General features: G+C 51.5%; 18 protein-coding genes. 8 read left to right on the top strand and 10 right to left on the bottom strand.

Features of this window, described 5'->3' with window-relative positions; translation table 11 throughout:
* Nucleotides 1–61: 61 nt before the first annotated feature.
* Nucleotides 62–1,120: a c-type cytochrome gene (locus tag IPN95_24535; GenBank protein ID MBK9452535.1), complete on the bottom strand. Its 1,059-nt coding sequence runs from the start codon at nucleotides 1,118–1,120 to the stop codon at nucleotides 62–64.
* Between the two features lie 213 nt (nucleotides 1,121–1,333).
* Here IPN95_24535 and IPN95_24540 point away from each other — a divergent pair, with 213 nt between their 5' ends.
* Nucleotides 1,334–1,903, top strand: coding sequence for a TerD family protein (locus IPN95_24540; GenBank protein ID MBK9452536.1), 570 nt, complete (start codon nucleotides 1,334–1,336; stop codon nucleotides 1,901–1,903).
* 13 nt (nucleotides 1,904–1,916) lie between these two features.
* Nucleotides 1,917–2,504, top strand: a complete 588-nt coding sequence (locus tag IPN95_24545) for a TerD family protein (GenBank protein MBK9452537.1) — start codon at nucleotides 1,917–1,919, stop codon at nucleotides 2,502–2,504.
* 448 nt (nucleotides 2,505–2,952) lie between these two features.
* Here the strand turns inward: IPN95_24545 and narI are convergent, their stop codons facing one another.
* From narI to IPN95_24590, 9 genes are all read right to left on the bottom strand, one after another.
* Nucleotides 2,953–4,359 carry a respiratory nitrate reductase subunit gamma gene (narI, locus tag IPN95_24550; protein MBK9452538.1) on the bottom strand — a complete coding sequence of 469 codons (1,407 nt, stop codon included), beginning with the start codon at nucleotides 4,357–4,359 and terminating at the stop codon, nucleotides 2,953–2,955.
* A complete protein-coding gene (locus IPN95_24555) occupies nucleotides 4,356–5,045 on the bottom strand; it encodes a hypothetical protein (protein ID MBK9452539.1) in 690 nt (229 codons plus the stop codon). The genes narI and IPN95_24555 overlap by 4 nt, the downstream gene beginning before the upstream one ends.
* A gap of 28 nt (nucleotides 5,046–5,073) precedes the next feature.
* The gene (narH, locus tag IPN95_24560; protein ID MBK9452540.1) at nucleotides 5,074–6,567 is read right to left on the bottom strand and encodes a nitrate reductase subunit beta; all 1,494 of its coding nucleotides are present in this window, start codon (nucleotides 6,565–6,567) and stop codon (nucleotides 5,074–5,076) included.
* Between the two features lie 113 nt (nucleotides 6,568–6,680).
* Nucleotides 6,681–10,304, bottom strand: a complete 3,624-nt coding sequence (locus IPN95_24565) for a nitrate reductase subunit alpha (protein ID MBK9452541.1) — start codon at nucleotides 10,302–10,304, stop codon at nucleotides 6,681–6,683.
* A gap of 31 nt (nucleotides 10,305–10,335) precedes the next feature.
* Nucleotides 10,336–10,983 carry a hypothetical protein gene (locus tag IPN95_24570; protein ID MBK9452542.1) on the bottom strand — a complete coding sequence of 216 codons (648 nt, stop codon included), beginning with the start codon at nucleotides 10,981–10,983 and terminating at the stop codon, nucleotides 10,336–10,338.
* A 512-nt stretch (nucleotides 10,984–11,495) separates the two neighbouring features.
* The gene (locus IPN95_24575) at nucleotides 11,496–11,948 is read right to left on the bottom strand and encodes a hypothetical protein (GenBank protein ID MBK9452543.1); all 453 of its coding nucleotides are present in this window, start codon (nucleotides 11,946–11,948) and stop codon (nucleotides 11,496–11,498) included.
* Between the two features lie 912 nt (nucleotides 11,949–12,860).
* Nucleotides 12,861–13,769, bottom strand: coding sequence for a hypothetical protein (locus IPN95_24580; GenBank protein MBK9452544.1), 909 nt, complete (start codon nucleotides 13,767–13,769; stop codon nucleotides 12,861–12,863).
* Between the two features lie 434 nt (nucleotides 13,770–14,203).
* Nucleotides 14,204–14,854, bottom strand: a complete 651-nt coding sequence (locus tag IPN95_24585; protein ID MBK9452545.1) for a hypothetical protein — start codon at nucleotides 14,852–14,854, stop codon at nucleotides 14,204–14,206.
* Between the two features lie 25 nt (nucleotides 14,855–14,879).
* Nucleotides 14,880–18,371, bottom strand: coding sequence for a hypothetical protein (locus IPN95_24590; protein ID MBK9452546.1), 3,492 nt, complete (start codon nucleotides 18,369–18,371; stop codon nucleotides 14,880–14,882).
* A 239-nt stretch (nucleotides 18,372–18,610) separates the two neighbouring features.
* Between IPN95_24590 and IPN95_24595 the strand changes: the two genes are divergently transcribed.
* From IPN95_24595 to IPN95_24620, 6 genes are all read left to right on the top strand, one after another.
* A complete protein-coding gene (locus tag IPN95_24595) occupies nucleotides 18,611–19,105 on the top strand; it encodes a hypothetical protein (GenBank protein MBK9452547.1) in 495 nt (164 codons plus the stop codon).
* Between the two features lie 621 nt (nucleotides 19,106–19,726).
* Entirely contained in the window at nucleotides 19,727–20,089 is a 363-nt protein-coding gene (locus tag IPN95_24600; GenBank protein ID MBK9452548.1) for a hypothetical protein, read from the top strand.
* Between the two features lie 19 nt (nucleotides 20,090–20,108).
* Nucleotides 20,109–20,816 (top strand): hypothetical protein, encoded by a 708-nt coding sequence (locus IPN95_24605; GenBank protein MBK9452549.1) that lies wholly within the window; start codon nucleotides 20,109–20,111, stop codon nucleotides 20,814–20,816.
* A gap of 237 nt (nucleotides 20,817–21,053) precedes the next feature.
* On the top strand, nucleotides 21,054–21,347 hold the full coding sequence (locus tag IPN95_24610) for a hypothetical protein (GenBank protein ID MBK9452550.1): 294 nt from the start codon (nucleotides 21,054–21,056) through the stop codon (nucleotides 21,345–21,347).
* The gene (locus IPN95_24615) at nucleotides 21,301–21,606 is read left to right on the top strand and encodes a hypothetical protein (GenBank protein ID MBK9452551.1); all 306 of its coding nucleotides are present in this window, start codon (nucleotides 21,301–21,303) and stop codon (nucleotides 21,604–21,606) included. The genes IPN95_24610 and IPN95_24615 overlap by 47 nt, the downstream gene beginning before the upstream one ends.
* A 112-nt stretch (nucleotides 21,607–21,718) precedes the next feature.
* The gene (locus IPN95_24620; GenBank protein ID MBK9452552.1) at nucleotides 21,719–22,024 is read left to right on the top strand and encodes a hypothetical protein; all 306 of its coding nucleotides are present in this window, start codon (nucleotides 21,719–21,721) and stop codon (nucleotides 22,022–22,024) included.
* Nucleotides 22,025–22,212: the final 188 nt, after the last annotated feature.

Genomic DNA, 22,212 nt, shown 5'->3' on the forward strand with positions numbered 1-22,212 from the left:
TGTTTCTATGATGGTAGACTCTTCGCTCCGCTCTGAGTGATTTCGGGACAAATCCTTAACCTCAAAACGGCGACCTCAGCTCTGGATTGTTCGTAAACGAAGTATCCGTCAAGGAATGAAGAAATGCCACCAAATCCGCGACTTCGTCAGGCGTCAATTGCAAATCCAAATGGCCGCCTGGCTTGGTCATAATCGGCGCAAGCGTTGCTGAATGCTGTACACCCGCGTTGTAATAGCCTACAACTTCCTCCAACGTCGCAAATCGATTGTCGTGCATATAAGGTGCTGAAAGTCCAATGTTTCGCAGGGTGGGCACACGAAATTTACCGATGTCATTGGAGTCATTCGTTACATTAAATTGCCCGATATTGATCCCATTGTGGCTCCCATCAAGGCCATTGTTGTACAAATTGCCATCCGTCATCATAGGATAGGGATGGCAATGAAAACAGTCGCCTTTTTCCGTGAAAAACAATTGGTACCCACGGAATTCCGCAGCCGAAAAATTGCTATTCGGATCGCTCCGCATAAATTGATCAAACCTCGAATTTCCCGAGATTTGCGTCCGAATGAATTGTCCCAATGCCTTGGCGATGTATTCTTGCCGTTGTGCAACATCAAGTGCCACGATATCAACCCCAAACGCCTGCTTGAAGCGAGTTTTGTAATCCGCATTCCGTGCAAATCTTACCCGAATCGAGTCATTGTTGGCCTCCAAAAAGGCATTGCCTTCTGCCAAATCCGCCAAGGGAACGTGGTCCAGCAAACTTTCGCCGCCATGCCAACCAAATGCGGTATTCCACCCAATGTTGATGTGCGCCATGATACCAAATCCCCCCGGTCCAGCCATCGGATGACTGAATCCAAGCTCCTGTAAGTGACAAGACGAACAGGAGCGCCCATTCGTCGAAAGAAGATCGTCATAATACAGCCTCCGCCCCAATTGCACACCCTCCACCGTCATCGGATTGTCAGCAGGAATGGCCATCGCAGGAAAATCGGACGGAATCTTCAAAGTGTAAGGTGTGGGGATATAGTCAACCTCAACCGTTTCCTTTCGACAAGCTGAAAAGGAAAGCAAAAGGACGGATATCAAGAAAAGAATGTGGACGTTTTTCATATTTTTACCGATTAAGGAGAACGCCAATTTTGGATAAAATGCCTGGCCCGTGCGGTTCAATCCGGAATTCGGGTTCTCCACCAATGTGGGGATATCCTTCAGTATCGAAAATGATTTGAATCATTATTCGGTCAAGATTTTTGAAATTATCCACAACCACACCCCAATCACCTACCTTTTGGCTAACTTGCTGGTCTAATTTTAAAACTCAAAATGGGAGTAAACTTGACCAAAGGCGGCAATACCGCCATCGGAAACATTCAGAAATTTGTCGTGGGCCTCGGTTGGGATACCAACAACAGCGATTCTGGACAGGGCTATGACCTTGATGCTTCAGCATTTATGTTGGATGCAAGTGGCAAAGTCCTTTCGAATGCGCATTTTGTTTTCTTCAACAACAAGCGTTCGCCCGAAGGCGTGCTCGAAGCCGCGGGCGACAACCTTACAGGTGCAGGCGACGGAGACGACGAAACCATCAAGGTCGATCTGACCAATGTTCCGGCGAACTGTGAAACCATTTCCTTTGTCGTGACCATTCATGATGCTGAAGCGCGCCGGCAGAACTTCGGACAGGTTCGCAATGCCTATGTGCGCATTTTTGACGCCGCCAACAACGAGGAAATCGTCAAATACGACCTCGCCGAGGACTTCTCGGTCGAGACCGCTATCGAATTCGGCAACCTCTACAAACGCAACGACGCTTGGAAATTCCGCGCAGTGGGCTCTGGCTATGCCGGCGGACTCTTGAAATTTTGTACACTTTACGGCGTCAGCGTCGGTTAAAATCCCCATTCGAATGGCAATCAGTCTCGTTAAAGGCCAAAAAATCAGCCTGAAAAAAGAATCTGGAGCGGCAATCACGCAGTTTTGCGCAGGTGCCAACTGGGGCGCCCACGCAAGCGGACGCTCGATCGACCTCGATCTACATGCAGCTTTGTTCTCCGAAGACAAGCAGCTCATCGAGCACGTCTATTTTGCCCGTTTGGCCTCGGCCACCAATGCTGTGTACCTCAGTGGGGACGACACCAAGGGCGATGTCGGCGGCGACGACGGGCAAGACAATGAAACCTTGACCTTCCACCTCGACCGGCTGCCGGCGAATTGTGCCAAGGTCGCCGTCTTCCTCTGCAGCTTTTCCAAGGACGATTTCGCGGCGGTTCCCCATGCGGATGTGCGCATCTACGAAGGCATGCCTGGCGTCGTGCATAACGTGGTGGCTTCCTATCGTGTCAGTACCGAACCGAGCTTCGCCGGCAGCATTGTCATGGTGATGGGCATGTTTTACAAACACAACGGCGAATGGAAATTTAACGCATTGGGAATGCCGACCAAGGATAGTTCCTACACTGCTGCGATAGCGACGATTCGCACGACGATGTTGTAGGATATTCCGCGTTGCCAACCCCACTATTGGTTTTCCACGTTGCCAACCCCATGAGTCCCGAGAATCGGGATTTTAAGGGTTGGCAACGCCTATTTGTTCTGTCACGCGCACTCGCACTCGCATCTCGCACTGTAAACCCAACCCTATCAGTCCCGAGAATCGGGATTTTAAGGGTTGGCAACGCTTATTTGTTCTGTCACGCGCACTCGCACTGTAAACCCATCCCTATCAGTCCCGAGAATTGGGATTGGAAGGGTTGGCAAGGCTCCTTTGTTCCATTGTCACACCGATTCCGCTCTTGCCCCTGCTCAGACGCGCACTGTTTCACCTGCCTTTTCCCGAACTCAAACTCAAACTTCCATCGCCCTTCGCCACCCAATCAAAAAAAGCAACCGCCCAATTGCTGAGGCGGTTGCACAATATTGAATTCACGCAAACATAATCTCTTTCAATGATTCCGCGACTTCTTCCCAAATGTGTGGCGGGAGGAATTGCGAATATCCTTGTGGCTATAGTTCCAGACGACAACTTGGTAGCTGCGCCAGAGGTAAGCAACGGGGGCGACCAGGAAGTGCATAAAACGGGTGTAGGGGATGATCGCGATGATGAAAAATGCACTGATGATGTGAATTTTGACCACCCAAGGCATCGCACTCACGGCCTCAATATCTGGATTGAGCATGAACAATGACCGCAGATAAGGCGTCAAGACTGCCGCAAACCAGGTGGATCCCCAGCGCACGAAGAAAGCGACTCCCAAGCCGGAAATGATCTGCGTCAAGAGCGTCACATACACCAGCATATCAGCTTTGCTGCCCACCACGATCAGTTTTCCGGAGGCAAATCGACGGTAAACCAGTGTGCAAATTCCGACCAAGGCACTCAATCCGAAGACGAAACTCGATACTTCCAAGATCAGCAACCTGATCGGCATGCCATTCCACGCCATCAAGGCACGTGGGAACAGAAACGCAATCAAGTGGCCGAAAAACAGGAACATGAGGCCCCAGTGAAACGGTTGACTACCCCAGAACAATTGTTTTCCCTCCAGGAATTGGGAAGACAACGAACTCACCGTAAATCCGCGCTTGTTGTACCGGCGAATGGTTCCAATGAGGAAGGTCACCAAGGCAAGATAGGGGAATGCGCTGAACATAATATTGTTGAGCATCGGCGAACCCGTGGAGAAGGCATTCACCAGCAACCATACGATGCAACTTGCGACAACCAACAGGAATGTGAAATGCAAGCCGAGATATTTTGGCCCATGAGGCAAGTCGTGCTGTCCGCGCCCTTCACGCTGTTCCTTGCCGTATTTGCTCAATTTGTAGGCAATAAAGCTGAGCAAGATCAAGGCAAAGATCGCCCACGTTGTAATATCGCCGAGCATGGCGCGCAACGGATCCGCGACATTGGGCCCGGCCGGGGCAGCACCACCTCCGCCCGCAGGTGCGGCCGCCGCTACGGGAGGTGGACCGGCCTTTGCGCCCTCGGCGTCGATATAGGCAATCAAGTCCGTCAATTGTGCATCGTCCAATTGGGGGAATCCCGGCATGTCGATTTTGTTGAATTGTGCATAAACTTCGTTGGCAGCTGCATCTCCTGTGGCGATCAAAGCCTTCGAATTCACGATCCATTTGCGCAGCCATTCTTCTCCGCGTTTTTCCTTCACGCCAGCCAACCCCGGCCCGACGGCCTTGGTATAGTCGGTGCGGTGGCAGCTTGCACAAAGTGTTTTGAAATTCTCCTCGCCCGATTGTGCAGTAACCTGCATCGATGGGAGGAACATTGCTGCGAATGCCAAAACGAGGCCAAGACGCAGATATTTGGGGAATAATATTCGAAGCTTTTTCATAGCATTCCTACTGATAAGTCTTGTTTCACAGGTGCTTGTAACGGATTGGTATTGCATCCGCCGGTACCGCAATTTTGAAGAAAGGCCCCGCCAATCATGGGTTGCAAGCTTGCATTGTCATAATGAATGCCTGCAAAGTCCTTGGCGAGTACTTTTTGAAGGGCTGCCAATGCATCGCGGTAGATATTGCCACCTTCGAGGTCTTGTTGCAGCAGGGCTTTGTGCATTTTCTTCAGCACTTTCTCCTTGAGCTGCACCCTGGCATCGTCAAATTCGGCAATCATACTCGTCAAGGCAGGTTGCATTACGCCGACTGCAAGTTCCTCGAGAAATTCCTGGTCTTGTGTGCGGGCCATCAGTTCGAGGACATTGGCGAGGTTGTCGGGCAGCTCCGAACCGCAATCGTTGTCCACCTTGGCCTGCTCTTCCTTCATATTGACCAGGAATTCGCCGCGCTTGTAGTCTTCACCGAAGATGACATAGCCCAAGTCCAAGTAGCAAATCGCCTGAATATGAAATGTTTTGGTGAAGATCAGCTCGCATTCCGACTCCGAATGGTTGTGAACGAATTCGGAGAAGCGGCGGAAATCGGCTGCAGCATCGGGATATTGTGCCTCCAATAGATTTTGGCAAAATTCGACATCGTAATGGTAACCTTCAGCCGGGTAGGCAAATACCTTCGCCATTGCCCGATATTGTGTTCTGACATCCATATTATGCCCCTCTTTGTCCGCGTTCGGTGAAGCCGAATCCTTGTTCGCCCTTGGCATCCGCAGTGCTTTCAATCATTTCGATTGCTTCTTCGCGGTGTGCAGGCGGAATCACAAAACGCTCTTCGAAGGTAGCCAAGGAGGTGAGACGGAAGATTTCGTCCGCTTCGGCACCTTCCATGTGGACCTGCTTGAGCGCAACTTCGACCTCCTGCTTGGGCAGGTCGCCGACCGTCACGTCGCGGCGGTGAATCTTCACTGCGAGCAGCTTGCGCATCACGCCACGCACCTTTTCGGCATCGCCTGCGGTAAACAGCGAGGCCAGATAATTCATCGGAAGGCGGCTTTTGTCAATCCCTGCGAAGAGCGAATCCGAAACGGTCTCATAAACACCGTCCGCATCGACGCTAGCCATGGCAGGCAACATCGGTGGCACGTAAAAGAGGTTCGGCAGCGTGCGGAACTCAGGGTGCAAAGGCAGGGCAATTTTCCAGACTTTGACGAATTTGTACACCGGCGACTTTTGTGCAGCGATGATGGTGCTGTCTGCAATGCCGTTTTTGCGTGCCTCGCGGATCACTTCAGGATCGAACGGATCCAAATAGATTCCCAATTGGGTATCCACCAAGTCCTTCTCGTCGCAACTTGCGACTTGCTCAATGCGGTCGGCATCATACAACAACACACCCAGGTAGCGGATACGGCCCACGCAGCTGTGCATACATGCAGGTGCCTGACCAGATTCGAGGCGAGGATAGCAGAGAATGCATTTTTCGCTTTTGCCGGTATGCCAGTTGTAGTAGCTCTTTTTGTAAGGGCAAGCCGTCACACACATTCTCCAGGCGCGGCAGCGCTCCTGATTGATCAAGACGACGCCGTCTTCGCCACGCTTGTAGAGCGCACCAGAAGGGCAGGAACCTACACAAGCCGGATTCAAGCAGTGGTTGCAAATACGTGGCAGGTAGTGCATCGTCATTTGCTCCAGTTGGAACATGCTTTCCTGCTCTGCGTCGGTCAATGCATTGAAGTTGACGTCGTGACGGGCATAGTCAGGCGAACCACCCAAGTCGTCGTCCCAGTTCGGACCCGACTGAATCTCGATGGGCTTGCCAGTGATCAGCGATACGGCGCGTGCAGTCGGCTGATCATTCCCAGCTGGTGCCTCAAAAAGATCTTCATACTTATAGGCCCAAGGGATATAATAGTCCTCCAAAACCGGCATATGCGGATTGTGGAAGATATTTTTAAGGCCCTTGAGCTTTCCGGCGCCCTTGAGCGACACCGAATTGCCATTCTTGACCCAGCCACCTTTGTAGATGTCCTGATCTTCCCATTTCGTGGGATAACCCGTGCCGGGTTTGGTCTCCACGTTGTTCCACCACATGTATTCTGCGCCTCTGCGGTCGGTCCAGATATTTTTACATGCGACGGAGCAGGTATGACAGCCTATACACTTGTCCAAGTGAAAGACCATTGATATTTGCGATCTGATATTCATTGCTTTGTTCAATTGAGAATTGAGAATTGGGAATGGAGAGAGAAATTCATAGCATCGGCTATTTTTATTTCAGCATTTAGCTGCCAGAACTTCGCTCTCCATTTTTCCTTGATTTAAAATTCCACGATTTCCATTTTCCGCACGAGTACGTGTGTATCGCGGTTCACGCCGACGGGTCCCCAATAGTTGAAGTGGTAGCTGAATTGGCCATAGCCGCCACACATCAGGTTGGGTTTCAAGTGCACGCGGGTGAAGCTGTTGTGACCACCGCCACGGCGGCGTCCACGTTCCTGGCTCAACGGCACGTTGTACGTACGTTCAGGTGAGTGGTACACGATACATACCCCCTTTGGAATACGTGCGCTCACGCAGGCACGGGTCACATATACGCCGTGGTCGTTGTAAACTTCGACGTAATCGTTGTCATGAATTCCCAATTCAGCTGCGTCCTTCTCACTCATCCAGCAAGGCTCCGTTCCGCGGCTCAGAGTGAGCATGCGCAATGTATCACCGTAGGTGGAGTGAATGTGCCATTTTCCGTGCGGGGTCAAGACATTCAACATTCTTGCCTTGCCGTCGTTGACCGTCTTGCGCAAGTCGCCATAGGCTTCCGGCGTTGGTGATGGCTTATAGGTCGCCAAGTGTTCGCCGAATGCAATATAGGCATCGTGGTCCAGGTAAAAGTGTTGCCTTCCTGTGAGCGTGCGCCAAGGCACAAGCCGGTCCACGTTGTAGGTGTAGGCGGCATAGGCGCGGCCATTGTTCATCAAGCCTGACCAGACCGGTGACGTATTGTAGCGGTGTGGCTGTGCCTGGATATCCTTGTAATTGATGCGCACATCCTGAAGTCCTTCGCCCAAGTCGGCCAAGACCAAGCCCGTCTTCTTTTCCATGTTTTGGTAAGCCCTGTAATTGAGCTTGCCATTGGTAAGCGTACTCAGCGACATGACCGCGTTGATGGCTTCGACATCTTCCTTGAGGGATGGATATTCAGCACCGTTGTCCCACTTCTGCACGTGGCGCTTGTCGGCAAGCATTTCGTTGTACACGTCTTCGCAGAGGTAGTGATTGCCGTGGGCACCAAGTCCTTGCTTGGGTACATTCGGGCCAAGACTGATGAACTTCCTGTAAATCTCGGTGTAATTGCGCTCCACGAAGGCCAATTTGTGCATCGTCTTGCCGGGAATCGGCTCGCATTCGCCTTTGCTCCAGTCGAGCAGACGTGGTTGCTGCACTTCGTCCACGGCATCGTGGCTCAGCGGACTTGCGACGACATCGATGACGGTGGTTGGCATGTGGATGCCTGCCATTTCGCTGACGCGTTTGGCAAGTAATTGGAAAATCTGCCAGTCGCTTTTGCTTTCCCATACCGGAGGCACTGCTTCGCTCAACGGGTGGATAAAGCTGTGCATGTCCGTCGAATTGATGTCTGCCTTCTCGTACCAAGACGCGGTTGGCAGCACAATATCGCTGTACAAAGCCGAGGTATCCATGCGGAAGTTGATGTCGATCACCAAGTCCATTTTGCCTTTGGGGGCCTCCTTGGTGAATTCGATGTCATTGACCAAGGGACCGGCAACCTCATCGGCAATTTTGTTGTTGTGCGTGCCGAGATAGTGGTCCAACATGTATTCGTGGCCTTTGGCCGAAGACATGAGCGCATTGCCGCGCCAGATGAACCAAACCCTCGGGAAGCTCGACTCCTGATCGGGCTGCTCTACGCAGTATTTCAGCTCCTTGTTTTTCAGCTGATTCACGATATAGCCTTTCATTCCGGCTTCGTCGTTGAATCCCGCAGCCTGCGCCTCTTTGACGATGTCAAGGTTGCTCTTGCTGAATTGCGGGTAGAAAGGCATCCATCCGTTTTTGACCGACATCACCGTCCAGTCTGCGCTGTGCATATTGGCGAGGTGATTGTCAGGTGCTGAATTGTAGTACTTCTGGTTGCCGTCGTAGCGCCACTGATCGCTGTGGATATAGTGCCAAATCGGACCTTGTTGGAGGCGCACTGGACCCTGCCAGTCCTTGCCCGACATGACGGCTCCCCAGCTTTCGACCGGTGCAAGCTTTTCTTGCCCGACGTAGTGGTTCATGCCACCACCATTGCGGCCGTTGCAACCTGTCAACATTTGCGCCATGATGGCTGCACGGTACATCAGGTTGCCATGGAACCAGTGGTTGATGGCAGCACCGACGATCACCATACATTTACCTTGGGTGACTTCGGCAGTCGAGGCCCATTCCCTGGCGAATTGCAGAACCGTTTTGTCACCAATTCCGGTAAACAATTCCTGCCAAGCAGGGGTGTAGGCTGCATCTTTGTCGTCGTAACTCGTTGGGTATTCCCCAGCCAAGCCACGACGCACGCCGTATTGCCCCATCGTCAAGTCATAGACGGTTGCCACAGGCACTTTGCTGCCATCGGCCAATTCGACAAAACGTACAGGCACCCCACGGTTGGCTTTTTTGTCAAGGCCGTATTCTACGAATTCGACCTGCACGACTTGATCATTTTTCTCAAGGAAGCTCAGGGTTGGATCATAAGCTTCATTGGATTCGCCGTCTTCGTACAGCATATTCCAATTGCCCTTTTTGTCGTCCCAGCGGTAACCCATCGTGCCTTTTGGACTCACCAATTTACCCGTGGTGGAGTCGGCATTCAGGAATTTCCAGTCGCCGTTGGTGACATCCTTGAATTTGGCCAAACGGTTGGCGCGCAACATTCTCCCTGGAACATAATGTCCATTTTCCAAATGCAATTCAACAAGGAAGGGGCAGTCGGTGTAGCGCTTCACGTAGTCCATGAAGTAAGGCACTTGTCGGTTGACGTGGTATTCCTGAAGAATCACGTGGGTCACAGCCATCCAGAAAGCCCCGTCGGAACCTGCGTGGGCAGGAATCCATTGGTCGGCATGTTTGGCGACCATGCTGAAGTCAGGCGACATCACCACCGTTTTGCTACCATTGTGCCTAGCTTCGGAGAAAAAGTGGATGTCAGGGGTACGTGTCATGCCCAGGTTGGCACCCATAGACACGATAAACTTGCTGTTGAACCAGTCAGCGCTTTCGCAGACGTCGGTTTGTTCACCCCAGATTTCAGGGAATGCGTTGGGCAAGTCGCAGTACCAGTCATAGAAGCTGAGGTTGACACCACCCATCAATTGAAGGTAACGCGAACCAGCAGCGTAACTCATCATGGACATGGCTGGAATCGGGGAGAAGCCAACCAAACGGTCTGGACCGTATTTTTTGACCGTATAAAGGTTGGCGGCGGCGATCAGTTCGAGGGCTTCATCCCATTGCACGCGACGGAACCCACCTTTACCGCGGGCCGTTTGGTAGGCTTTGCGCTTGGTCGGATTGTTTTGCAGGTTTTCCCAAGCCTTCATGGCATCTCCGCCGGCCGCCTTTTTTTCCTCACGGAAGGCATCCAGCAAAGCGCCACGCATGATGGGGTATTTCACCCGGATCGGACTGTAGAGATACCAGGAATACGAGATACCCCGTTGGCAGCCACGTGGTTCGTAGGGCGGCAAACCCTCTTCCAACAAGGGATAGTCGAGTTGTTGCATTTCCCAAACCACGATTCCGTTTTTCACGTGAATCGCCCAGGAACAGCCCCCGGTGCAGTTGACGCCGTGTGTGCTTCGCACCACTTTGTCGTATTGCCAGCGGTTGCGGTAAAATTCCTCCCATTTCCGGGATTTGGGGGAGATAAGGTCTTGAATCCAGCTCATAATCTGAGGATTAAGTTTTTCAGTACCGTGATCAATGTTTTTGTCGGTCGTAGATGGCTTTCTTGACAGATTCCTTCTTACGGTTGAAATAGATGCCAAAAATGAGGCCCATCCAAACAGTCAATCCGAGTCCACCGCCAATGAGCAACATGGTGTATTTGGGCGTTGGTTCGGCCTTTGGTGCGGTCATTTCGACATCTTGAAAGAATGCAGTCAATTGCACGACTTCTTCGGGGGTCAGCGGCTTGCTTTTGTATGCCGAAGCCATTGCCGGAAATGGGGTAGAGGTCAAGATGGCAGGCAGTCCGGCTTCGCCCAATCTCCCATAAACGTGCGTGAGGTCCTTTGCCAGCAAACCACCTTCAGGCAGGCCGGCGGCGGTGACATTGTGGCAGGAAATACAAGTTGGACCACCATTGATCAGCGCGGTAGCACCTGTAAACAGGGCCCTGCCAAGCGGGGAATTCGCCAGCAAATCAGCCTTGGCCGAATCGGAAAGCTGCGGCGTTGCGGAATCCGTAGGCGGGGTGGGTGCTTGCACCGCTGCCGTTATCGCAGCGGAGTCGGCTGCGGCTTTACCTGAATCGGGTGCGGGTTTTACCTGCGACCAAGCCTGAGAATTCATCCCTGCCAATGCAGCCACTGTGGCAAGGGAAAGGAGTATGTTTTTCAGTTTCATTTTACCGTTGACGTGAATAGACACGTCCCTTAACGGTTGTAAAATTGATTCCCGTCAATAGTTATTAAAATGATACATATCATAAAAATGGTTGTTATTGGTTAGTTTTTGGTTGGTGTTGTTCTTTTAATAATGATACATATCTTTTAGTTGGGCGTCTGGTCTCTTTTTCGAAAGGGGCAGGGTTGACCGCAACGCGAAGGCTACGGATGCGGGGAATCGGGAGTGTTTGGGTGGAGATGCTTTTGTGCCGGTTGGGTTTTCTGTCGGCCGCAAGCGGCCACTGATCGTCGCCTCATCCCCGGCCCTTCTCCATCGCATTCGCTCGAAGCGAATGCGATGGAGAAGGGGGCCTAGACAATCATTTTTCTCAGAAAAATCAACGTTTCGGCTCCCTTCTCCATTGATTTTGCCCTCAGCAAAATCAATGGAGAAGGGTCGGGGATGAGGCGAAAAATGGAAGGCAGCTGCACCGCCGCAGCAGCCGCCCCTCCAATTGACCTAATTTCCCTTCAAAACCCCCGCTCAGCCTGTCGCTGAAAAGCCTTCCGCATCAAGCCAGATATCGGCTTCAAAAGCAGCCAACCCAAAATCCCCTTCGGGTACATCGCCATACTTCGCAGAATCGTAGTTTCAGCGCCTTCACGCGAAAACTCCCACGTTTCCAAAAAGTGGCTGGCGAACCGGCGCAAGGGGGATTGAAATTCTTGGAAACGTAATACAATCCGCTGATCGGGAATCCATTCGACAATTTCCTCGATATGCTTGGAGCCATCCTTGTTGCAAACGCGAATCCTCGTGCCTACCCAATTCGTCGTCCGCGTTTCAAAGGCCGCACTTTCGATCCCGGGCAGGAAAGAATAACCTTCAAATTCTGGCCAACGTGATACATCCATCATCGTTTCCCCGATTGCTTTGGGCGACTTTGGACTCTGACTTTTTACCCGAATGACAATGGGTTTCATGCTGACAACGCCTTATTGAATGCCAAAAATAGGCAGCCGAACGAATATTTTAACATGAAACAATTGAGTTTTTGTACTTGTGCAGACTATTGCAACGATTTTAAAATACCCATGCCATCTCTGTAGACTATTTGGGCCCGCAGGGGGCGATTGAATCATTGGGATTTTTTTTAGCTATCAACGTTTGTTCCTGCCGTAGCGGGTCCCAATGGATCAAAACCATTGCTGGCCAACGCATAACAACCCCAGCGGGGTTCAACCTTTATAGATCAAGGTTCCCCCCACACACAATTAGCGGCCCGCCTCGCGGACCGCTAATCCAAATGATTCCCAAACCACGACACAATAATAAAAGGCACATCCACTTCCTCGTCTTCAAACCATGTCCAGAGCGAAGGCCCAACGATTCGACTGACGTTCGATCCGCCTCCGGCGAATCCGACCCCACTGCGGCACGCCAGCAGGTCCAACCCTTTATAGATCAAGGTTCCCCCCCACACAATGAGCGGCCCGCCTCGCGGACCGCTAATCCAAATGATTCCCAAACCACGACACAATAATAAAAGGCACATCCACTTCCTCGTCTTCAAACCATGTCCAGAGCGAAGGCCCAACGATTCGACTGACGTTCGATCCGCCTCCGGCGAATCCGACCCCACCGCTTCGCGGCACGCAGCAGCGGGGTCCAACCTTTATAGATCAAGGTTCCCCCCCCACACACAATGAGCGGCCCGCCTCGCGGGCCGCTATTCCAAATAATTCCCAAACCACGACAAAAAAAAGGCACACTCACTTCCGTGTCTTCAAACCATCGCCTCACGAACGAACTGCTTCCTCAAACTCAAAACTCAAACTGTCCGGGGCTGTAGGCGGCCGTGAGGTCTTCATGTCATGTCCAAGATTGGATTCGGATCATCTGTCCTTGATTTGATTCACAAGCGCTGAATACTCCTGCGTCCAAAAAGTGCATCCGCTACAAGTCAATACTGCACCGCTGAATTCGCCGAGTCGGTTGATGATCGATTTTTCAATACTGCTTGGCACGTAGCCCTTCTTCATCATCGCCATATACCCTTCATAGGCATAAAGTTTCTTTTCATAACTTGGTGAAGTCAGCCATTCAAACAATTTTTTACGGTTTCTGGACTGAATGTAGTCATCCAAACTATCCCTGGCTTCCGGGTTCTGCCCTATGATCCCACAACGAGAACCATAGACAATTGTGTCATCAAAAAACTCATTCAAACTGGGTTTTCGATAAAATGTCCTTTCATATAAGCTTCGAAAGTTCATGATTTCATCATCATTTGAATAGTGCCGAAGGAGGTGATAATTTTCGGGACGGTCATTATATGATTTGGAATAAAGGGCATATCCAATCACCTCATGGCCTTTCACGAGCAGATTAAGCTGATAGAAGTTGCAGTTTCCTTCGTACTTCCCTTGTGGGGTTGGTACAAATTCCACAATATTGGCGATGACCTCATCATAGCCCTTTAGGACAACTCTGGATCTCATTTCATCCGGAGAAGCACAATTGTCACTGGGTTGAATATTCTCAATGAGGAATTTCAGTTTTGAAAAGTCTTTCCCTTCCAAACCTTCATGGAGGTCATCCATCGTTTGCGCGAAAAGCAAGTTGGAAACCACTACAAGCAGCAATAGAACTGCAATTTTTGATACTTGGTGGGTTGCATTGCGCACGATTGCCGAATAAAAGAAACGCCCATTCATTCTTCCCATAGCTCCAATTTCGCGATTCCCAACCGGCAATGCAAACCCGAATTCCCGGTCGTAAAGATGTCTTTGTTCAGACATCATGTAATGTAGGATTTTATGCCTTAGCCTGGTGACTACGCAATTGTAGCAGGTCCGGATCAAACCAGCGACTCGATCAGCACACGGGATTTGGTTTTTGTGCAAATTACGTTTTCTGGTTTTCCCTCGGCCGCAAGCGGCCATTTTGTATTCGCCTCATCCCCGGCCCTTCTCCATAGCATTCGCTCGAGGCGAATGCTATGGAGAAGAGGGTGGACGGAAGGTTCCGTTCCCTGGTTTTTCCCTTTTTGCGCGCACTCACACGTCGCACTCATACTGTCTTTGCTCCCTTCTCCAATGATTTTGCCCTCAGCAAAATCAATGGAGAAGGGCAGGGGATGAGGCGATAATATTAGAGGGCAGCTGCTCCGCAGCGGCCCGCACCTGCAAATTCACCTACAAACACTAAGAAATAGGACGTCCAGAATCACCGCCGATCAATTCTTCTGAAACTTCCCGGCACCGGAGATCACATACGTGGTCGTATCGCGCGTGAAGTCCGGGTCTTCGTTTCCGGATCCATCGTCTTTGGGGCGCTCAAAATAGAGATTCAGGCTCCCTTGATCGTCCAGCAGGAAGTATTTTCTGATCTCGTAGGGATCTTCGCCTTCACGGTAAACGGCCATGCCGTCCAAAACCTTGCCGTTTGGATCAAAGATCGAACCGATCAAGGTATGACCATACGTGGATTCGTAGGTGAGCAGCAGCCATCGACCACTGCCAATGTCCAGCTTGATATAGGGGCAAAAGCGCACGTCGTCACCCGATTTGGGGAAGCCGGGCGTGCCGTAGAAGAACTTTTGCATCGTTGCCGGGGCGAACCGTTGCTCGGGAAAAGCCTCCCATGTGCCGTTGAGGTCTTCTTTCCAGCGGCCATACGGCGATTTCTCGGTAGGGTAGAGGCTGCTCAGCGCAGCGAAGTCTGCCGGAACTGCCGCCGTTGTGGCACCTGCGGGTGTCTCGGTGGCACCATCGGGCAGCGTAGCCGTACTTGACGAATCAACCGACCCCGCAGCGTCAGTAGAAGTCGAGGGTGCGCAGCCGCAGAAGAGCAGGCCCACCAACAGACAAAGCATCAAATGTCTCATTGTTGTAAAATTCAAAATGCGCTGATTAATCGCGTACATCAGAAATGGAATATTGGTAACTGCTGTAGGCATTGTTGTCATGGATGCGCTCCGTACCGGTATTTACGATGAAGCGATTGTTGGCGAGGCTCGTACCACCCTCGGTGTTGTAGCGTGCCGGATCATAATAGACATAAAAGGTATTCCCGTTCGCATCCGTCCCTTTGCCATGGATGACCACCCAGTGATCGGTGGCGCGCCCCTTGTTGGCTTTGGTGTCGCTCTGCGTATGCCCATGGTACTTTGCCGTGGCCTCGCCTTTGTCCACCCCGACGATCACCGGCTGACCAGCAGCAAGTTTTGCGTCGATCTTGGAAAGCCCGAGTTGCATCGCGCCAGGAGGCACGGTTGCCTTGCCATCCGCCTTGAGGTCTTGCAACAAGGTCGTATTGTTGGTGCCTGTGGGGAATCCCTTGCGCTTCAACATCGCCACGCAGCAGTCGTAGCAAGCCACGCCATACGAACTTGCGTTCAGTTCGCCGGGCTTGAGTGTGTTGATATTCGGGTAATCCGCCGGATTGGCTTGCGAGACCCAGTCGCCCGTGGACAACAGCGGACCATAGATATAACCTGCCGCCGCCTGCGTCTTTTTCTCGTCTTTCTTTACTTTCTTCGGATCCTGCCCGGCCTCTGCCATTTTCTGGAGCTTGGCTTTCATCGCTTCGAATGCAATCCCCGAACGAACGGCATCCACACGCGCCTTCTGCGTGGCATTGGCATCGAAGCTGAATGTGGCCCAGGTGTCCAAGGCCTCGCTGAGCTTGCCCAACAAGGCGACATTGAAGCCTTTCAATTCTCCTTCCGAACTGTTGCTCACGAGCGCGTAGGCAAAATTGTCCTTTTCCGTCCAGCCCAGGTTGTCCATCAGCACCGAGACAATCTCCCCATTGGCGCCTGCCGAAAGGGGTTTCATCGATTTCGCCAGTTGCACCATCGTGATTTGCTCCGCGACATAGGCCTTGTATTGCTTCATCGCGAATGCTGCGGGCGTTTCTGTCGAAGCCTTGGTGGTGGTAGTCGTCTTAGGGGTTTCCGAAGTCTTCGTCGGCGAAGTCGTGGTCGTCGTCTTGCTGTTCAGACCCGAACTTTCCGGAAGCGAGGTGCCGGTCAATTGTTTCTGGAAGTCCTTTCCTTTTTTGCCACCTGTCACCTCCTTGATCACTTTGAAGGTGTCATTTTTACCATTCGTAAGCTCGTCGATCGACTTGACGCCATTGTCAAATTCGACCTTGCCGCCACTTGCAATCTGGTTCTTGACGACGGTGAGGAAACGCTCAAACAATCTGAAGGAGTCCTCGGTATAGTTTTTCAACACGGAGAGCGCAGCATCAAACTGGGCCACGCCTTGCTTTTCCTTGGCAGCCGCGAAGATGGCGGTCACGATCGGCTTGCCACCACCGCCCGATTTCGTCTGCCCGGAACCCTTCCAATAATTGATCTTGACCATGACCTCCTCGATGGCCTCATGCACCACGCCGGGCGTGTAATTGGCAATGTACTTCTCCCGCGTTTTGTTGAGCAGGTTCACCACTTGATCTGCGGTGATCGTCAGCCCGGAAGCGCGAAGTTCGGCCGCCATTTTCCCGGCCTTGATGGAACGAAGGCCCACGGCATTCGACAGTTTGTCGGCCGTCTCGGCCTTGATCCCAGCTGCCAGCAGTTCCTTCTTGGCTTTCTCCTTGTCCCCGGTACCAAATCTAGCCCCGATGTCAAATCCCATACCAATGGTCAATCCGGAATTGTTGGGTCCCGTTGCGATGACTTGGCCGGAGGGTGGCGTCAGGTCGTAATCAGATGCGGTGAATCGCCGAAGCCGTTTGGCCTCGACATAGGCGCCATCCTTGTCCTTAAACACACGATTGGGCGTCTCGGTACTCAAGCCGTACCGTTTGGGTCGCGCCGGCTCTTCCTTGGTCTTGGGCTTCTTCCAAAGCGCAAGCTCCTCTGCGGTCGCCTTGCGGAAGAACCCGAGATTCTCCGGAAGGGTCGGCTTGCGCGAATCACCTTCACCACCGCCGAAATCGCCTTCCGTGGCCAACATCATGATGCCATGCGTCAGGTGCAGGGTATCACCGGGTTTGGTTTCGGAGGGCGAAGTGACATTCGTCTGCTGCTTCTCGCCAGTGTTGACCGTCGTGCCAGCCGTGGTCGGTTTCTTCGGATCGACCACTGGTGTGACGGTTTTCTTTTCCTCCGTGGTCACCGGCGCCACTGTCGGGGTCGTCGTATTCCCGGTATTCGCGTTCGTATTTGCGTTCGTGACAACCGGTTGATTGTTTTCCGTCGTCACGGGTGTGTTCGTTGCCGTGTTGGTGGTCGTGGTTGCGGGAGCATTGACCGTCGGCAACTTCACGTCGTCTTGGTCGGCCGCGAGGGCGTCTTTGGAGATGGTTGGTGCCAAGCCGAGCTGATCGGGCGTCATAATGGGGCTTTTGGGGTTGCCCATGCAAATCCATGCCGCACCGTCTTTGTGGTTCGAATTGGCCCACCACTTGGGATTCGAAGCACCCGTCGTGGCCTGCGAATACGTGTCATGCTTGAAGTTGACACTTCCCGCTTGAGACTGCACCGGCAGCGTCGTGCCATCCGTATGCTCCTTGGACTTGATTTGTTCCGTCTCCGGCAGGATGACATTGACGTGACCCGACTTGCTCGCATTGGCATTGGAAGCCAAAATAATCACAACATGTCCCGAATTGGCCGATTCCTGAGCCGTCTGCATCGAAGCCGCCTGTACCCAGCCAAATTCCTTCCCATTGCTGCGCATCCAAGTGTTGAGGCTGTTGGCATTCATCTCCCGTGTCACACCGGCCCCATATTTCTGGGTAATCTCCGTGTCTTTGAGTTCGCCGTTTTTGATCTGGGTCTCCGTAGTCTCTGTCCACCAAAGCCTTGGAAGGTAGGCCCCCATGGCGGTGACCATATCATAAGCGTAGATATTGCAATAGGTCTTCCCATCTCCAGCAGCATAAAGGTCATTGTCTGGAGAATCCAACGTCTCGACCAGGGCATATTGATTGGCTGCAAAAAGCTTCTTCCGAAGGCTCTCTGCTTCCTCTGTCTTGCCTTCCGCCTTGGCTGCCTCGATCTTGGCAAGTACCTGATCCTGCGTCAGTTCCTCTCCAAAGAAAGCAATCGACTGCGCTTTGAACTTCTCATGAAATGTGTCCGCATAATGCGAATCTGCCCCTTTTTGCGTCCATCGGTTGTAAACACGACTGTCTGAATTGCTTGTCAAATCCACCCGGGCGCGGTCTTCGTCCTTGCGCCCGAGCTCCGTGGAGGTTTCGCCCTCGCCCTCCTCCTTGAGCTGCGCCGTCTCGTTCGAATTCGTGGTCACAGGTCCGCCGACATTCCCCCCCAAGGCAGGTGGCGGCAGGGTCATACTGCCTTTCCCGTCAAATCCCGAGCTCCAGATGTTCTCCTGCTCGCCTTGAACCTCTTTTTTCTGCAGCTCCGGGGCTTTGTCCTTCTCCATGTGAATTCAGTGAATAGTTTTAGTGATGAGTGAACGGCAAATTGGCATCCCGTGTGAATCTCCGCAGCTGGCAGTGAAAGACCAGCCTGTGTTTTGAATCGGGACGAGTACGCGAATTTGCAGAGAACTATCGAAATTGCCAACGGCCAATGCACGTATGTGGAAAAGCCAAATTGGCACCTCCCAAGACAATGCTCATTTTCGCCCCACCAATTGTAATTTGTCCACCAGGAATACCCATGGGAAAAGCAGAAAACATCAAGCGTATGCGTCGGCAGCGGGTGGCCAAGCGGGCGCAGAACAATCCACAAAGCTCCGGAGATAAATCCATGAAATCATTGGCAACTAAAGAGTTGTATTCCAGAGCTGCCGAAAATGATTTTGAAATCGGTCCTGGTGACCCAGATGTTAAGTACTCTGATCTCCTCGAGGAATTTGCAGAGCCGATTGTGGATTTGACGCGTCCGATCAAGGAGATTCGCGATGGCTATAAGCTTGCAGTGATCGCCTGGAACATGGCTTCCTTACGCCATGTACGTCCTGATCAGTTCAAAAAGGATTGGGTGAAATTCGAATCAGATTTTGCACGCATACCCGGCATGTTGGACTTGATGGTCAACTTCCTAGAGCGAAAGGACGAGATGTTTCCAGAATACAACAAAATCATCGTGGATTTCGAAGTCAGCAAATCCCGATCAGGGGATGGGTATGACCTTGCGGTGTCGTATGCGTGAGAATGATGAGATGGCGGCTGCGTTGGACGAATCCGCGTCGACAACGCTACTTTGCCCTGTCACGCGCACACACACTCTAATCTCGCATTGTTAACGCCGGCCCTCTCAGCACGCGGTGTTTGTGTTGGCAACGCTAACCACGTTTTCCGGTTTTTACTCGGCCGCTGGCGGCCATTTTATAGTCGCCTCATCCCCGGCCCTTCTCCATTGCCTGACCGCATGCGGCCAAACAATGGAGAAGGGGGTGGTCGGAGGACTCCGATCCCTGTTTTTTCCCTTTTTGCCCCCACTCACGCTTCGCACTCACACTGTCCTCGGTCGGGGATGAGACGATCACGATAAATAGCAGCTTCTGTGCAGCGGTTTGGATGGCCCGCGTTGCCTATCGTGTCGCAGTGCGTTTTCTTCGGTGATTAATGCTAGACTTTTCCACCTCGACTGACAAAAATCAACTCCTCCGAGCCAGCAACCTAAAACCCTCATTCATCAAAATTTACGCAGATTTTTGCGCGTCGAATGTCAAAATATCTCATCCGCTACACCCCTTCTATGGCAGAATGGTGTATATGTGGGAAACTAAGTCTTCTGCGCGACAATCACGTTATAAATTGTGATTTTACTATGGAATCACCCTTTGAAATGACGCGCTCCGACATCTTTTTCCTATTGGGCGGCTATGACCTCGAAATGGTCGAAATTCGCCGACTCCTCGAATCCTGCAACTTGCAGGAGGGCAGGGACTTTGCCGACCTTCGCCTGGGTTGGGGGGCTAAACTCAGCGCCTACGCTGCCGTTTTGGAGGATCCGCAGTTCAGCAATCGTGTCTTTGCGGGGATCGAATTGGGCGAGGACATCACCCCGCCCGACGGTTACCTGCGCATCGACCATCACAACGAATTGTCCCATTTGCCCGCTGCCATTGTGCAGGTGGCCGAATTGCTTGGCGTGGTTGACACCACGGCAGCTGCTCGTGGCTGCGAATGATGCGCGATGGATTCCTGGGATGCAGGATCTGGGAGCGGGAATTGAGGAGATAGCTTCCTTGCGTAAGGAGGACCGGCGAGCGCAGGGGGTTACGGAGGAGGATGATGAAAAAGCCAAGGAGAAGATAACAAGTGCTGTCGCAAAATCGGGAATCAAGATTGTAGAAGCTGGATCTATTCCTTTTTCAGCGGTCGTGGATTTACTTTTTCCATTTGATCGCTTGATCGTGATTGGGGATAGAGGGCTGACCTTTTACGGGAGGGGAGTAAACAACTTATCAAGGGAATTTGCCGGTTGCATCGCGAATGGCACGGCATACCATGGTGGTGGAGATTCTGGTTTTATGGGGTTTTCCGAATCCAATCGTGAGAAATTAGTGTTGATTATCGAGAAAATTAGCGAGGTTATGGACATCGAAAAATCACAATTTGAGCGGGCATATAGCACACATATCTTTCATTTTGCCTTCCGATGGGAAGCAAATCTCGAACCCAATTGTAGCTTGGATCGTTTGCACGAATTGATGGCCAACATCACGGACCTTATGAAGATTGGGGAGGGGTGGCGTTGGCAGCGCCATCCGGTCACTTTTCAGGAAGATCAGGAATTTAACGAGTTTGTTTATTATCACAGTTTTGCTCGGGACGTAGTTTTTGACATGTCCATGGTCGATGGATCAATGGCAACTGACGGTTGTGTAGCTGTTTATCAATTGGTGCCCGGATAGTTGTGCCGATGCAATTGCCTTAAAATATGAATTCACATGGCATCATGGCAAATATTCGCTCCCTGTCAGGGGAGTTTACCTTCGGATGTATGATACTGGTGTTGGCCTTTTGTCGTTTCACTTGCTCAATATTGATCATAAAACGGTTGATGATGTTTTGAGAATCAATGAATATGGAAGGTGGCTGTATTCTGGAACAATGTCTCGCGGAGTGGCAAACAAAAAGTCTGACACACTATGGAATGGAGCTCCTTCCAGATATCAAGTTTGGCAGTCAAGCAGTCAGACAGCAATGGCGATGCAGGGCAATCAAACACGTCAATTGTTTCAGATGAACAAAAAAGTAAGCATGTCTCCACGAAGATGGCAGAGGTGAATAGTAGGATTCCTTTGATACGCACGTATGGCCTTGCTCGGCTTCCGGAGTTCGTTAAAATATTGCTCGGTGGGGAGCATATTCAGTTTCTTACGGGTTTTGATTTCGATGAAAAAGAAACTTGCGGCGACGTTGAATATCGCGCCTTTAATTGATGGGAAGATGTTTGTCGTCTCATGGATGGAGGATGAAGAGTTGGCGACCGATATCCGAAATGGAGATTATCTCTGTAGTGACAAGGAAAACATTTACCGGGCAATATTTGTGGACGCGGAAAAGCGACCTGCCGTGACAAGACGCTTTTCAGCTGGAGATGGAGAGACATGCCTATCGCGGTGGAGCGGTTATGGCTCCTTGCCATGGAATTACGGCCTATTCCCTGGTATGCATAAATTCGGCGGAGAATCCATTTAAGTTTACACGACACAATACCAACCATATGTATAATCGCATGGTGGAGCATGTTTTGGTGCAAAGGGCTACGGTGCTTAAATACCAGCATGACATCGCTACGATTGCCAACGACATGAAGGAAAACGTCGAGGAAATATTGGGAAATATTGAAGATCTCAACCGCAAGTATTTAAGGTTCTTGAGCAAATACCATTTCAAGGAAGTAACCGCTCAAATCCAAGGGCAAGAAATGTACCAAATGTTGTATCATCACATGCGCCTGGATGTACAAATCGCCGAGCTTGCGCATGAGATTGATGTACTGCACCAATTTGCAAGTAGTAGAGAGGATAAGAAACAAAGTCGCTTGCAACAAACGATGGCTTACGTCGCAGCGGGATTTCTTATTCCTTCATTCTTGACCGGATTTTTGGGATGAATGTTTTTGGGAATAGCGAGGCTTTCCATCTTAATAAATTGGTATATGGCGGGCTTGTCGCCTATTTGATCTTCGCTGCCATAATCGTCTTCTATCACTTTGCCGAACCGAAAACTATATTGAAGCGAAAGCCATTTGTGGTTATCGGGTTGGCCTTCCTTGCACTTATTGTAATTCTTCTTCCGTGG

The sequence above is a fragment of the Bacteroidota bacterium genome, assembly GCA_016718825.1.
Taxonomy (GTDB): Bacteria; Bacteroidota; Bacteroidia; order J057; family JADKCL01; genus JADKCL01.